Here is a 14729-nt window from a genome sequence, read left to right on the forward strand (position 1 = left end):
TAATTTAGCCGTTAACACCTTGCACAATACGATAGGTATCGCGTGCGATCACCAGCTCTTCGTTCGTTGGAACCACAAGCACCTGTACCTTGGAATTGGCAGTAGAGATACGCCGCGGATCACCCGAACGGACCTTGTTGGCTTCTGCATCCAGCTCGATTCCGAGGAACGTAAGATTGTTCAGTACTTTTTCACGCAGCAGGGAAGCATTCTCGCCTACACCAGCGGTGAATACAATTACGTCTACCCCATTCATGGCAGCTGCATAAGAACCGATATATTTACGCAGACGATACTCGTACATTTCAAAAGCAAGCGTCGAATTAGGCTCGCCTTTCTCCGCACCGTCAATAATATCACGCATGTCACTGCTCACGCCAGAGATGGCCAGAAGTCCGCTGTGCTTGTTCAGCATGGAGTTCACTTCACCGACGGACAGCTCTTCCTTGTTCATCACATAAGGAACAATTGCCGGGTCAAGGTCGCCACTGCGCGTACCCATCATCAGGCCTTCCAGCGGAGTCATCCCCATCGAAGTGTCAACTGAAATTCCGCCGTCCACTGCAGTTACACTGGCACCGTTGCCGATGTGGCAGGTGATAATCTTAAGCTCGCCAAGCGGACGGTCCAGATAATCAGCAGCTGCTTTACTGACGAAATCATGGGAGGTTCCGTGCGCGCCATAACGGCGTACTTTGTATTTGTTGTAAAGCACTCTCGGAATGGCATACATATAAGCCTTCTCAGGCATCGTCTGGTGGAAGGCGGTATCGAACACAACGACCTGCGGCACACCGGGCATATTATTCTCGGATGCGGTAATCCCCATCATCGCAGCCGGGTTATGCAGCGGCGCAAGGTCGAACAGCTGGCGGATCTTGGTCTTCGCATCGGCATCGACCAGCGCGGAGGATTTGAAGAATTCCCCCCCGTGCACTACACGGTGGCCCACTGCATTAATCTCATCGGTGGATGCGATAACGCCATGCTCTTTGTCTGTCAAACAAGCAAGCACTTTACGGATTGCCGTATTGTGCTCCAGAATTTCGCTTACTTCGGTTACTTCCTGCTTGCCGGTCGGCTTGTGGTTCAGAATGGAGGAATCCATACCGATACGTTCTACCAGCCCTTTGGCGAGTACAGATTCATCTGTCATATTGTACAACTGGTATTTCAATGAGGAACTGCCGGAGTTAATTACTAAGATATTCATATACGGTCACCATCCTTGTCATACTTGAAGAAGCCTTCGCCCGATTTCGCACCCAGTTGTCCTGCACGCACCATCTTCTTGAGAATGGTCGAAGGACGGTACTTAAGCTCGCCGTATTCACGGAACATGTTCTCCAGTGCGGCAAGAACGGAATCCAGACCGAAGCGGTCTGCCATTTCAAGCGGCCCGTTCTGGAACTGGTAGCCGATGCGCATAGCATCATCAATATCTTCAGGGGAGGCAACCCCTTCCTGGAGCACATGCATAGCCTCGTTAATGAACAGGCAAATGAGGCGTGAAGATACAAATCCGGGGGATTCGTAGATCATAACGCCTTTTTTCTCAACAATCTCATCGACAAAGGCTTTGGTATCTTCAAATGTGCTGTCCGAGGTTTTCAGACCGCGCACGATTTCAACCAGATCCACCTTACCTACAGGGTGTATGAAGTGCATGCCGATAACGCGTTCTGGATACATTGTAGAGCTTGCAAGCTCAGTCAAGCTAAGCGTTGACGTGTTGCTGGCAAGAATAATGTGGCTCGGACACACCTGATCGAGCTGATTGAATACCTTTTGCTTGGCTTCCAGATCTTCAACGATGGTCTCAATGACCATATCGCATGAGCTCAGTTCAGCGAAGTGTGTAACCTTCTGGATACGGGCCAGGATCAGCTTCTTCTCCGCCTGGGTAATCGCCCATTTCTCCAGCTGCTTGTCGAGACTGGTCTCGATCATTTCGTAGGAGTAGTTCAACCGTTCTGCAGTTTTTTCCACCAGCATGACATCCAGGCCCTTGGCTGCCAGCATTTCGGCAATCCCTTGTCCCATTGTGCCTCCGCCGATGACACCGATCTTCTTAAAATTCATGTAAAAGTCTCCATCCTTTCAGGTATCTATACTTCTGTATTGTACCTTGTCTGTCGAAAAAAATAAGTAGCCCGACATATAATGATATCTTAGCATGTCTGAAAAGTAAAAAAAAATAACCGGCATAAAGAATTATGCCGGTAAAAGGACACTGTCACGAAATTGACAACGAAATTGCTCTCCGGAGAGAACTTCTTCCTTCATTAAAATGTCAAGAGAGTAATCAAATATATTTTTCTGTTTCTCCAGCAGGTCATTCGTGCGGATCATCAACTCGTCCAGTATTTTACTATTTTCCTTCATTAATTCTTCAGTGGTAACCATTTGCAGATTCGCAATGCCGAGCGAGGTGAGCCCTGACTTCATCATGGTCTCTACGATATTCAGCGCCTGATCGAAGTCTCCACGGGAACCGGTACTGCGTCCTCCGTAATACATCTCTTCGGCAGCCGCTCCGCCCAGGGCAATCATGATCTGGTTCTCCAGGTAATCCTTCGTGTACAGATACTGCTCGGTCTGCGGATTATGCCGGACATACCCTAGAGCCTGGCCGCGCGGGGTCAGTGTTACCTGACTAACGCTTCCGGGGCGCAGCAGCTCAGCCATAATAGCATGTCCAAGCTCATGGATCGCTACCCTCTTCTTCTCTTCATGGTTGGTCTCACGGTCGGTCTTCTCACCCATCATGACCTTGTCGATCGCCATCGACAGATGACGCTGCTCCACCAGGGTCAGATTCTCGCGCATCATGTAGATCGCGGCTTCATTCATCACGCTCTCCAGCTGCGCACCCGAGAAGCCGTAAGCTTCTTCGGCGATTTTATCCAGATTCACGGTGTCATGCAGCGGCTTGTTCTTGGCATGCAGGTCGAGAATCGACTTGCGGCCCTTCTTGTCAGGCATATCCACCTGAATATGGCGGTCAAAACGCCCCGGGCGCAGCAGCGCAGAATCAAGCATCTCCTTGCGGTTCGTTGCGGCTACCAGCAGAATGCGCGGGGTATCATTGTTATAAATCCCGTCCATCTCCGTCAGCAGCTGATTGAGGGTCTGATCGTATTCACGCTGCTGTCCGCCTTCGCGTTTCCCGCCGATAACGTCAATTTCATCGATGAAAATAATGGCACTTTGCTTATTCTCCTTGAGTGCGCGTGTACGGGCATCCTTGAACAAATCGCGCACGCGTCCGGCACCGACGCCGACATACATCTCGACGAATTCACTGCCTGAAGCAGCTACAAATACAGAATCGGTGTAATGCGCCGCAGCCTTGGCCATCAGCGTCTTCCCGGTTCCTGGAGGGCCGGTTAACAGAATTCCTTTGAGCGGACGAATCCCGAACTTGCTGATTTCTTCATGCCGGATCAGGAAGTCCAGCGCTTCACGCAGCTCCTGCTTGGCATTGTCCTGTCCGCCGATCTCTTCAAAGGTTAGCTTGGAGGGACCGTTCTTCTTACGCTTCTTATCTGCACCTGCATTGACCGTCAGACCGCCGCGGGCATGGGCAATGAACAGGAGCGCGGCAACCATGCCCATCGCTATAATTACAGGAAAGATATTAATTCCCACAAAAGCCATAAAAATCAGCATGACCGGAACAAATCCGGCTACAACCTCTTTCCAGTACTTAGGCATTGTTCCACACTCCCATCTTGGCTGCTGCACGCGGCAGAATGATGAATTTGCTCTCTGTGCCGTTGCTCAGGCTTACATAGACATTGTTGTCGTCAATCTCTGTGGTAGCTGTAACGCCGCTGTACTTACTGTCCTGCTCCTTCAGTCCGTCCAGCTTCGCTGGTATCAATGTATATTTCCGGCTCTCCATAGCTTCTGCTACAGAGAACATCGCTTTATCCCAATACTCATCCAGCAGTTCACTCGGCTTCTGTTCCACATCCAGCTTAAGGGTCCTGCCGTCAATAGCGGTGCTGCCTTCTCGTGATACATACTGCACCAGCTCACGTAATTTCGTGCCCGGCTGCAAATCCAGTTTCAAAGTGACCTCATTGCGTTTAATAGTAATATGGGAATCCTTCACACCCTGGTAGGATGATACCAGCTTCTGCAGCGGCTCCTGCACCGCGAATTGACGGTAAGAATACCAGCCACCAAACAATAATGCAGCAGACAGCAGAGACGTTAGCAGCACAGGCATAAGACGAAGTTTCAAGAAACGTCCTCCTCTCAATAATGACCAAGCTTAACTCTATAATAAAGACCAGCCAGCGTGTCTAGCGCCAATCCGAGACTGACATGCTCTTAAGCATGTCTTGATACAAGTAGTAGTATATCATAGGTGTATATACGATTTTACATAAAGTTGTGAATATATTTAAAATTTTTGATACTAATTTCTGGATGTTTCATGAACCATGAAAAAACGGCAGCTCAGATTTATATCCTGAAATGCCGCTGCTACTTTCATATTCCGGCGCACACTACATCCGGCTAACGCTCAATTTCAGCCATCATATATTCCGCAAAATCAGTTAATAGCTCCAGTTCATAGCCTTCGGCGCCAGCACCGCTATATTCCTTAAGACACCGTCTAAGCAGCCCGTGGAAGCGTTCCGGCAAATGCTGAAGTCCCCAATCCCCGCCTTCCTTCTTGGAAGAGACATGACCTTCCTGCACATAGTAGAGTACCCTGCATAGATTCAGTGTGTAATAGAGTGGAGCATTCCCAATATTCTGCGGCGCATCATCGACATCCCTGATAATGGAATCCAGATAGTACCTCTGGTCTACCGGCGCAAAGGCCTCGCGTATCGGCTCCCCGTACAAGATAAACCCGCGATGGTAGACTACTGCAAAATGTGCCGCCAGATCAGCATCCTCAAAGCCGCCGCACAGATAATTCTTATCGGTTCTATACCGCTCTAAATGAGCTTCTGAAAAGTGAAATTCAAATGGCGTAGGATACACAAAGTTATGCAGGTATGTCTTCAGGACGATAGACAGTTCAATTCCGCGCTTATTCGGCAGACTGTCATGAAAGGCTACGATACGACCGGCAAGGCTATGACTGACCTCTGCGGGGAGCTTGTCCTCTACTACAATGAGCAGATCAATATCGCTTGAATCCGGTTGAAAACAGCCCATGGCCAGGGAACCGTGCAGATAAATCCCCGACAGATTATCCCCCAGCTCTTCCTTAAACAAATCCACCGCCTGATCCAAATATGCTAAAACTTCCAATTTCTTCATCCTCCTTGAGAGACATATATGCAGGTTGGCGATAGCATTCGAGGAATACAATCAGTATATCAATTCAAGTATATTAATCGATGTATCTCAAACCATATATCTCCATTAAGCCACAGTTCCCCGTCTGCCACCAGTCCCAGAACAGTTCCAGATTATTTTCGACATGATGGATACAAAAAAACGGAAGAACAGATAATCTGTTCCCCCGCATGTTATTCTGCTGAGCGCTTAGCTTAACGGTTGGGCAAACTGTACCCCTCACCGATGGCGCTGCCATCCTTGAAGCGGTAGAAGTTGTAATAGAATCGCCCGTCTTTTTTGTAAAATAGCTGCCAGGCATATTCCCCGTTATATACACCGGGCAGCAGCCGTTCGATCTTCACGTCCGGTAACTGATCGGCTATGATTCCGCGCATTTTCTCTTCGGAAGTGCCTTTGCTCAGCTCTTCAGCATACAGGTCGTTGTCGCCTCCGGCAGGCTTGCCCTCCAAGGTGAAACGGACCCACACCATCAGATCGGTCCCGGCTTCATTTTTGCCGGTTAGCACCCAGTAGATCTCATTCTCATTCCAGACGGATTTCTGAGCCTTGGTTACCTCCGTTAGTCCGGCACGCGTCCGGGCCAGCTCCTTGGCCTCATTCCGCTCGTTCCACTGGTCCTTCATAATGTAGGCATAGAACTGGCTTAATCCGAACAGAAGGAGCAGCACCACGGTAAGCCCCAGCCAGATCCATTTTCTCCTCTTCTTCTTCACAACGCTGCTTCCTTTCCCGTTCTCCTGAATTACCGTTTAAGCAGGCTCTCGAACGTCTCCTGTGCTTTGCGGCGGATAGCTTCTTCATCCAGTGTCAGGCATTGTCCATGCTTCACAACCTGCTGGCCGTTCACCCATACATGCTCCACATCCTTGGCACTTGCCGAATAGACGGCATGGGAGAGCAGATCGGTATGCGGCAGCAAATGCGGCTGGTCAATATCAAGCGCGATGAAGTCGGCCTTCATTCCTGCTGCAAGCCGGCCTACCCCGCTTAGGAAAATAGACTGAGCCCCGTATTCCGTGGCCATCAGTAGCGCTTCAGGAGCCGGTACCGCTGTAGGATCACCGCTTACGCCCTTGTGGATCAGAGCCGCCAGCCTCATCTCTTCGAACATATCCAGATTGTTGTTGCTTGCCGCGCCGTCTGTACCCAGGGAGACCTTAACCCCGGCTCGCAGCAGCTCAGGAACACGTGCAACCCCGCTGGCCAGCTTCAGGTTACTGCCGGGGTTATGCGACACGCCAACGTTATAGCGGGCCAGAATCCCGATCTCTTCATCGTTCAGATGAACCCCGTGGGCAATGAGCGAAGGACGGGTGAACATCCCCAGCTTCTCCAGATGTGCGACCGGACGAAGGCCGTAGTCAGCCACGTTCTGCTCCACTTCATGGCGCGTCTCGGACATATGGGTATGCATCGGCAGGTCCAGATCATGGGCAGCCTGCACAAACTTCATGAAAAACTCTGGAGGACAGGTGTACGGAGCGTGCGGTGAGAGCATAGTTGTAATTCTGCCGTCAGCCTTGCCGTGCCAGTTACGGGCAAAAGCAACCGCCTCAGCGAGCTTTGCTTGCTGTACCTCTTCCGGGCACAGCCCAATTACGCCGCGCATCAGCACCGCACGAATACCGGACTGCTCCGTTACTTCCGCTACCCGGTCCATATGATCATACATATCGAGGAAGGTGGTTGTGCCGCCCTTCAGCATTTCCAGTACGGACAACGAGGTTCCCCAATATACATCATCACCAGTGAATTTCTCTTCCATCGGCCACATCTTCTCCTGCAGCCAAGTCTGAAGCACCATATCGTCGCCGTATCCGCGCAGCAGTGACATGGCCGTATGCCCATGGGTATTGACCAGACCCGGCATGAACAGCAGACGGCTGCCGTCTACGACCTGAGCGCCATCCTCCACTACCGGCTCAGCTTCACCTATGTAAGTAATCAGATCATTCTCCAGGGTCATATACCCGCTTAGAACCGGCTTGTCGCTGCCCGGAACCAGGAAGTGCCCGTTCTTGATTATCGTGATCTTACTGCTCATCTTCTGCCTCATCCTTTCCATCATGCAAATAATAGGCCAGGCTCTGCAGATCTGTGGTGAAATCTGCGGCATGAATCCGGATATTGGCAGGCGTCTTGAGAATAACCGGTGCGAAGTTCAGAATCGCCTCAATGCCGGAGTCCACAAGAATATCAGCTACATTCTGGGCTTCGCTGTCAGGTACGGTAATAATCCCGATGCGGATGCCCTGCGAGCGGATTGTGCTGCTTAACTCCTCCATCGGCTGCACAACCAGCGAGTTGATCTGCTGGCCCACCTTCGGCGGGTAGGCATCGAAGATCGCAGTAATCTTCATCGTATCCTTCAAGTAAGCGTTGTAGTTAGACAAGGCATGACCGAGATTACCGGCTCCAACCAGTGCAACATTAATTTGCTGGTCAAGCTTCAGGATATGGCGAATCTTCTCAATTAGATAGGATACATCGTAGCCGATACCCTTCCTGCCAAAATCACCGAAGTAAGCCAAATCCTTACGGATCTGGGCGGGATTCAGATCAAGCTTCTGGCCCAGCTCCTGAGAAGAGACTGTGGAGATTTCACGTTTTTGGAGATCGTTCAGGAAACGCAGGTACACTGGGAGCCTGCGCACGACGGCCTCCGATATTTTATCCGATTTCATGTATTCTCCTCCTTAATAGTTGTGTTATACCCGTTCAATTATAGCAACCGTGCCCCCCGCCTGCCGGATCGGCAAGACAGGGCGGGAACGGATCTTCAGGTTAATCATGACTTATTAATAATAGCAATAGCAGATGAATTAGGAAACCCCGCCGTCTTCCAGCCATTCGGCAATTCTCGGGACCATCTGCTCGGTGAGCATATGCTCCATCTTGGGACCGGGGAGTGAATACAGGAAGTACTTTCCGTAATGCGATTCAATTACTCTAGTATCGTACACAATTACGATGCCCCGGTCCTGCGCCGTGCGGACCAGCCGCCCGAAGCCCTGCTTGAAGCGGATGACTGCCTGCGGCACGGACAGCTTCATGAACGGGTTCTTCTTCTGTGCCTGAAGCAGCTCCGACTTCGCTTCTGCCAGCGGGTGATTCGGCGGCTGGAACGGCAGTCTGACAATCGCCAGGCAGGTCAATGCTTCTCCCGGAATATCTACCCCTTCCCAGAAACTGCTGGTACCGAGCAGGACCGAAGCCGGGCTGTCCTGGAAGCGGCGGATCAGCTTGCTCCGGCTGCCGCCCTCCACACCTTGTCCGAGCACCGCGATATCCTGGGAGGCAAGCGCCTCCTTCAGCGGGTCATAGACCTGGCGCAGCATCTTGTAGGAGGTGAACAGCACCAGCATTCGCCCTCGTGTAGTTACAGCAGTCTCGGCGAGGGAATGAACAAGCGTGTCCACAAAACGGGCATCCCCTATACTTCCCTTGACGCTCGGGAAGTCGCGGGGAATGACCAGCAGAGCCTGCTCCCGGTATTTAAACGGCGACGGAAGCAGCGCTGTCATCAGACGCCCCTGCTCCGCAGCTTCACCAAGGCCCAGGTTATCGATCATGAACTGGAAGGACTTATCCACGGATAAGGTGGCCGAGGTCAGGACAATACTCTTCTTCTTGTCGAAGAACAGCTCCCTGAGCTGGGTACTGACATCTACAGGAACGGCATACATTTGCAGCGACTTGCCTTTATAATTACCGCTTCCCTCCAGCCAATACACGATATTCTCATCGTTCAGGCCCATGAAGAAGCGGATCTGCTCTCTAATGGATGCCAGATCCTTAAATAACCCGCCGATATCGGTCACAAGACTGTCCGAGGAGGATTGGCTGTCCGTGTCACGCATCTCACTGAGCATCTTGTCACCCTTGCGGATGATATCGCTCAGACTGAGGTTCAGCGTATTCTCAAGGGCCGCCAACTCCTCCCAATCCTTCGGCTTCTTGCCCGGCTGCAGGCGGGCCACCAGCTGGCCTGCTTCACCGGCTCCGGCATCGCTGCGCTCGGGCAGCAGGCTGAAGAGCCGGTCGCTGAGCGCATCCCAAGATTCCTTCACCGTCAGCAGATCGGGATAGATCCGGTCGATCACGCCGCTCCATTCGGAAGCCTGCTCACTGCCCGAAGACTGCAGACTCTGGCGGAGGGCAGGCAGCTGCCCGCTCCGGCTATCCTTATAGAGGCGGGTGAGGGTATGGGCGAATGTGAAATATTTCATCTGCATGCCAAGATGCTTGCCGGCAATATCTTCCAGATGATGGGCTTCATCAATCACAAGATGATCGTAAGCCGGAAGTAGCTGATGCCCGGCTTTGACATCTGCGAACAGCTTGGAGTGATTGGTGACCACCACATCAGAGATCCCGGCTTCATGCTTGGCCCGGTGGTAATAGCATTTGCGGAACCAGGGACAAGCCCGTCCCAGGCAGGAGTCGGTATCACTGGCTACAGTCTCCCAGAAATCGCCGCCCCGTCCGCTTAAGTTAAGCTCCTCATCATCGCCGGTCGTCGTCTGGGTCAGCCAGACAAGCATTTGCGCAGCGGTGAGCGCTTCTTCTCTTGGACTCGTAAAGTCCTTTTTATTCATTCTATGTTCGAACTTGCGCAGACACAAATAGTGCCCTCTTCCCTTAAAGATGGAGGCCTTGAACGGGAACGGCACAACGCTGGTTAAGAGTGGGATATCCCGCTCACGCAACTGGTCCTGAAGGTTAATGGTATGAGTGCTGACCATCACCTTTTGATCACTTTTCACACTATGGTAGATGGCCGGAAGCAGGTAACCCAGCGACTTGCCGGTGCCGGTTCCCGCTTCAATCAGCAGATGCTTGTCCTGCTCAAGCGCTGTAATGACCTCATGGATCATCAGCTCCTGGGCCTCACGGCTCTCATACTGTGGAAGAACAGCCTTCAGCCGCTTCGTTACCTCATCCATATACTCTTCAAAGGTAATATTCTCCAGCGGATTGACGTTTCCTTCCTCCCGGGGCGTTGCCAACTCTGCCCAATCCCCCACAGCCAGCGCAAGCTGGCGGTAGAAGCTCAGCTCTCCTTCCGGCTGAAAGGTCTCCATCTCCCGCTCCCGCAGCAGACCGTCGAAATACCAGGCCAAATCACTGTCTTCGTCTGCGAACAGCTCATTCAGCCGCTGAATAGTCAACAGCGGCAGACTGTGCAGCTCTTCCAGACATTTAAGCAGCACAATAGCCGTGGCAAGCGCATCACTGTCAGCCTGATGGGGACGGTCATGCGTAATGCCGAAGTGGCTGCTTACCGCGCCTAGCTGATAGGTGCTCAGCGAGGGAAAGCATATTTTGAGAAAATCGATGGTATCCAGAATCCGCCCCTGAAACGGCAGGTAGCCGCAGCGGTCCAGCGCATTCTGCAAAAAATGAAAATCAAACGCTACATTGTGTCCGACGAGGACGACATCATCCAGCAGCGGCACCAGCTCCATCATCATCTCATCAAGCTCTGGCGCATCCTGTACATCACTGTCTGTAATTCCGGTCAGGCCCGTAATAAAAGGAGGAATGGGTGCTCCGGGCTTGACGTAGGAACCATACACCCGGGAGATCGTCCCGTCTTCTTCTATAATGGCAAGGCCAACCTGGATGATTTCTCCCACAGATTGGGTTCCCGTAGTTTCAAAATCAAGCACGGCAAATTTCATTATAAGTTCTATTCCCTTTCACTTGAGACTCTTTATCAGCATAACAGAAGTTACGAAAAAAGGCGATGCACACCCCAGAAAGTGGTGGGGCGCATCGCCTAAAGGAACCGGGAAAAAGTTATAAAAGCGAAACCAGCTGATGGCCAAACTCCAGCTTCCCGCCCCGTCTGCGGCATACCTCCAGATTCACATTCGGCTCCGGCAGATCCGGGTCATGCAGCAGCGACAGGCTAAACAGCTCACTGGCTTCATTAAAGCGTTCCTGGGAAGCACGGATACAGCCCAGCGCATTATAGATCATCGCCTTCAGCTTCACCTCACGGATCAGGCCCAGCATGTGATCCAGATGTCCCCAGGCAATCTCGCCTTCACCTTCCTGCAGATAAGCCATGGCCAGATACAGGCGGGCAGCGAGGCTATCCGGATATTGTGCCGTAACCTCCCTGAACTGTTCAATGCACTTGCGGTACATCAGCAGCTTGTAATAGCCCTGGCCCCTGACAAAAGCATCCATCCCAAGCTCGGGCGCTTCCTCTTCCGGCAACTCCTCTGGCGGACCCTGGAAATCGGCCTGTTCCCGGAACTCGCTCAGCTTCTCGGCGAAGAGCAGCCACTCATCCATTACATTATCACTGATTCGGTGGAGCATATTATACTTGGATAAAAGATCGCTTCGGCGGGCACCCTCCGCAGTAGGATAGTCGGTTTTGATCTCCTGGAGCATCTTGTTCATCTCAGCAAATAAATGTTGAAACACCGGACATCCCACCCTTACTGATAATGAAGTCAGCTTAAGCTTGCCTTCCTTCATTTTTAGCAAGTACAGGTGTCTTCATCCCTGCCATTGATTACATGGCTCAAAGCGCGGACTTCAGGCAATTGTAGCGTGAATCTCATGATCCGCCAGCTTCACCGGCTTGTTGCCTTCATCAACGAACACCACCGTCGGCTTATGCGCTGCCAGCTCTTCTGAGGACACCACAGCGTAGGAAATAATAATCACGGTATCGCCGGGCTGTACCAGACGAGCTGCTGCCCCGTTCAGACAAATGACGCCGCTGCCGCGCGGACCTGGAATGACATAAGTCTCCAGACGGGAACCATTATTATTATCCACGATCTGCACCTTCTCGTTCTCCAGCAGGTCTGCGGCTTCCATCAGATCCTCATCAATGGTAATGCTGCCCACATAATTGAGATTGGCTTCGGTGACCGTTGCCCGGTGGATCTTGGATTTCATCATATGTCTAAACAAGAGCGTGCGCCTCCTTAGGAATAAATACATTATTATCAATCAGACGGGTTCTGCCGAACTTCACAGCCAGAGCCATTATAACCTCTCCGCCCGCTTCCGTCAGCCTGCTGGCGCCTTCCAGCTTTTCCAGATCAGGGAAGGTTAGAATCTCCGCATAATCAATGACCGCAAACGGCGATTCAGAAATGACCGAGACCAGCAGACCGCGTGCTTCATCTACCGTACGGATGCCGCCCTCTTCCATAGCCTGGCGCACTTCGCGCAGGGAACGCGATAATACCAGCGCCTGTCTGCGCTCCTCGCTGCTCAGATAGACATTACGGGAGCTGAGCGCCAGCCCGTCTTCCTCGCGCACAATAGGACAGGCGATGATGTCCACGTTCATGTTAAGATCAGACACCATCCGGCGGAGAACAGCTACCTGCTGGGCATCCTTCAGTCCGAAAAAGGCGTAATCCGGCTGCACGATATGGAACAGCTTGCTGACCACAGTAGTTACCCCGTCAAAATGTCCCGGACGCGAAGCGCCGCAGAGCTGTGTGGTAAGCGCGGAGACCGATACGCCTGTACGGATCGGCTGCGGATACATCTCTTCAACACTAGGGATGAACACCAGGTCCGCACCTTCACGTTCAGCCAGCTCCAGATCCCGCTGTTCATCCCGTGGATAGGAAGCGAAGTCCTCATTCGGGCCAAACTGCAGCGGATTGACAAAAATACTCATCACCACCGTGCCGCTCTTCTCCCCTGCCTTACGCAGCAGACTGGCATGTCCTTCGTGCAAATATCCCATGGTGGGTACAAAACCAACAGGGCCATGGCCCCCCTGACGCATATATTCAAGCGCTTCGCGCAGTTCAGCAATCGTTCGGATGACTCTCATGTTATTTCGCTCCTTTGCCGGCATTGCCGTATAAAGATTCCAGAACCGTCTCGTCCGCGCTGAACACATGCTCTTCCGCAGGGAACGAGCGGTCCTTCACTTCCTGAACATAGCTGGTGATGCCTTCACGGATCAGGGAGCCTACATCGGCGTAGGTTTTGACGAATTTTTTCTCCCGGTAAGGGGAGGCATACCGCAGGACATCATGGAAAACCAGAACCTGTCCGTCACAGTAACGCCCGGCACCAATGCCTATGGTCGGTATGCTGACCGCCCGGGAGATCGCCTCAGCCACCTCTTCTGTCACCAGCTCCAGCACAATGCCGAAGGCCCCTGCGGCTTCCAGCGCCTTCGCTTCGTCCATCAGCCGCTGTGCATCCTTGGCATCCTTACCCTGAATCCGGTAGCCGCCGATCATATTGACCGACTGCGGGGTCAGGCCGATATGGCCGAGCACCGGAACTCCGGCAGCGACAACAGCGGATACTGCGGAGCAGATTTCGAGGCCGCCTTCCATTTTGACCGCATGGGCCTGGCCTTCCTGCATCAGTCTGCGCACACCGCGCAAGGTCTCATCCACGCTTCCGTGGTAGGTCATGAACGGCATATCTGCCACTATAAAAGTATTAGGCGCCCCGCGCTTCACCGACCGGGTATGGTAGACCATATCCTCTATGGTAACCGGCAGCGTGGTATCATAACCAAGCACGACGTTCCCCAAAGAATCACCGACCAGAATCAGATCAATGCCGGCTTCTTCCGCCAACTGGGCTGAAGGGTAGTCATAAGCGGTCAGCATGCTCAGGGGCACACCGTCCGTTTTCATTTTTTTCATCTTGATAATATTCAGTGCGTGTTTGTCTGCCATGTTGCTCTCATTCCCCTTTTCCATAAAATACGCGTTCTCCGCGCAAACAAAAAAACCTTTTAGCATGGTCCGCTAAAAAGGTCCGAAGGGCAAAAAAGAGTCACTCGCGATCGTCCCTTCTGTCTCGGTCCTTACGGCTCAGAGCAGAATCCAACGTAACCGTTACATCCAGTTATGAAGGTACATCCGGTAAACAATGTCCTGTTCAAAGATACAACTTACGTGAGTACAGCTCGCCATGCGATGCCGCCTCATGAGCACAGTATACCAAAAAAACACAAAAATAAACACCTCAAGTGGAAACGGCTTAGCCGTTCTTTTAAAGGACGGTACCGTTTCGGCGAGAAATAGAAGGCTGCATTCGCAGCTAAAAACAGAGATTCAGGGGTTCGTGTAATGAAACCCTTTCACCCCAAAAAATCTAACGGACTGAAGAGACCTTATTCCCACGATAACGCCCCTTTTGCAGCGTAACGGACTCAGGAGATCTTATCATCTTTGTGCGAGACGTTTTGGAGCTGAATTGCAGGGGATAAGGTCCTTGCGGTCCGTTAACCGCCCAAGTGACTACTTTCTTTATGCATAAGAGCACCTCAGTCCGTTATGCTAAGCCAAACGCCCTAAAGAACAACCCCCGCTTGGAAAAGATGTGATGTGAATTGAAGGAGAACTGTTTCTGCTCCACTAATTTAAATCTGATGAGGTACT

13 protein-coding genes are annotated in these 14729 nt (G+C 51.9%); all 13 read right to left on the reverse strand.

Annotated elements, in window-relative coordinates; all coding sequences use genetic code 11:
* Positions 1-4 precede the first annotated feature (4 nt).
* Positions 5-1213, reverse strand: a complete 1209-nt coding sequence (locus tag C162_RS22620; RefSeq protein WP_036698050.1) for an acetate/propionate family kinase — start codon at positions 1211-1213, stop codon at positions 5-7.
* Complete coding sequence (locus C162_RS22625; protein WP_036698052.1) at positions 1210-2082, reverse strand: 3-hydroxyacyl-CoA dehydrogenase family protein; 873 nt, start codon at positions 2080-2082, stop codon at positions 1210-1212. The genes C162_RS22620 and C162_RS22625 overlap by 4 nt, the downstream gene beginning before the upstream one ends.
* Before the next feature lie 132 nt (positions 2083-2214).
* Entirely contained in the window at positions 2215-3717 is a 1503-nt protein-coding gene (locus C162_RS22630) for an AAA family ATPase (protein WP_036698053.1), read from the reverse strand.
* Positions 3710-4252 carry a hypothetical protein gene (locus C162_RS22635; RefSeq protein WP_036698055.1) on the reverse strand — a complete coding sequence of 181 codons (543 nt, stop codon included), beginning with the start codon at positions 4250-4252 and terminating at the stop codon, positions 3710-3712. The genes C162_RS22630 and C162_RS22635 overlap by 8 nt, the downstream gene beginning before the upstream one ends.
* 278 nt (positions 4253-4530) lie before the next feature.
* Complete coding sequence (locus C162_RS22640) at positions 4531-5289, reverse strand: aminoglycoside adenylyltransferase domain-containing protein (RefSeq protein WP_051493851.1); 759 nt, start codon at positions 5287-5289, stop codon at positions 4531-4533.
* A gap of 233 nt (positions 5290-5522) precedes the next feature.
* Positions 5523-6044, reverse strand: a complete 522-nt coding sequence (locus C162_RS22645) for a cell wall elongation regulator TseB-like domain-containing protein (RefSeq protein WP_036698056.1) — start codon at positions 6042-6044, stop codon at positions 5523-5525.
* A gap of 29 nt (positions 6045-6073) precedes the next feature.
* Positions 6074-7375 carry an amidohydrolase gene (locus tag C162_RS22650; protein ID WP_036698057.1) on the reverse strand — a complete coding sequence of 434 codons (1302 nt, stop codon included), beginning with the start codon at positions 7373-7375 and terminating at the stop codon, positions 6074-6076.
* A complete protein-coding gene (locus C162_RS22655) occupies positions 7365-8015 on the reverse strand; it encodes a redox-sensing transcriptional repressor Rex (RefSeq protein ID WP_036698060.1) in 651 nt (216 codons plus the stop codon). Before C162_RS22655 ends, C162_RS22650 begins: the two co-directional genes overlap by 11 nt.
* A gap of 138 nt (positions 8016-8153) precedes the next feature.
* Complete coding sequence (gene dinG, locus C162_RS22660) at positions 8154-11015, reverse strand: ATP-dependent DNA helicase DinG (RefSeq protein WP_036698063.1); 2862 nt, start codon at positions 11013-11015, stop codon at positions 8154-8156.
* Between the two features lie 118 nt (positions 11016-11133).
* A complete protein-coding gene (locus C162_RS22665; RefSeq protein ID WP_036698721.1) occupies positions 11134-11772 on the reverse strand; it encodes a hypothetical protein in 639 nt (212 codons plus the stop codon).
* Between the two features lie 114 nt (positions 11773-11886).
* A complete protein-coding gene (gene panD / locus C162_RS22670) occupies positions 11887-12270 on the reverse strand; it encodes an aspartate 1-decarboxylase (protein WP_036698065.1) in 384 nt (127 codons plus the stop codon).
* Complete coding sequence (gene panC, locus C162_RS22675) at positions 12263-13153, reverse strand: pantoate--beta-alanine ligase (protein ID WP_036698067.1); 891 nt, start codon at positions 13151-13153, stop codon at positions 12263-12265. Before panC ends, panD begins: the two co-directional genes overlap by 8 nt.
* Before the next feature lies 1 nt (position 13154).
* A complete protein-coding gene (panB, locus tag C162_RS22680; RefSeq protein ID WP_036698723.1) occupies positions 13155-14021 on the reverse strand; it encodes a 3-methyl-2-oxobutanoate hydroxymethyltransferase in 867 nt (288 codons plus the stop codon).
* Positions 14022-14729: the final 708 nt, after the last annotated feature.

The organism is Paenibacillus sp. FSL R7-269 (genome assembly GCF_000517865.1).
Lineage (GTDB): Bacteria > Bacillota > Bacilli > Paenibacillales > Paenibacillaceae > Paenibacillus_AQ.

Bases quoted from the DNA above. Each gene is read 5' to 3' on its own strand.
- C162_RS22620 (WP_036698050.1), bottom strand. From the start codon at position 1,213: ATGAATATCTTAGTAATTAACTCCGGCAGTTCCTCATTGAAATACCAG.
- C162_RS22625 (WP_036698052.1), bottom strand. From the start codon at position 2,082: ATGAATTTTAAGAAGATCGGTGTCATCGGCGGAGGCACAATGGGACAA.
- C162_RS22630 (WP_036698053.1), bottom strand. From the start codon at position 3,717: ATGCCTAAGTACTGGAAAGAGGTTGTAGCCGGATTTGTTCCGGTCATG.
- C162_RS22640 (WP_051493851.1), bottom strand. From the start codon at position 5,289: ATGAAGAAATTGGAAGTTTTAGCATATTTGGATCAGGCGGTGGATTTG.
- C162_RS22650 (WP_036698057.1), bottom strand. From the start codon at position 7,375: ATGAGCAGTAAGATCACGATAATCAAGAACGGGCACTTCCTGGTTCCG.
- C162_RS22655 (WP_036698060.1), bottom strand. From the start codon at position 8,015: ATGAAATCGGATAAAATATCGGAGGCCGTCGTGCGCAGGCTCCCAGTG.
- dinG (WP_036698063.1), bottom strand. From the start codon at position 11,015: ATGAAATTTGCCGTGCTTGATTTTGAAACTACGGGAACCCAATCTGTG.
- panC (WP_036698067.1), bottom strand. From the start codon at position 13,153: ATGAGAGTCATCCGAACGATTGCTGAACTGCGCGAAGCGCTTGAATAT.
- panB (WP_036698723.1), bottom strand. From the start codon at position 14,021: ATGGCAGACAAACACGCACTGAATATTATCAAGATGAAAAAAATGAAA.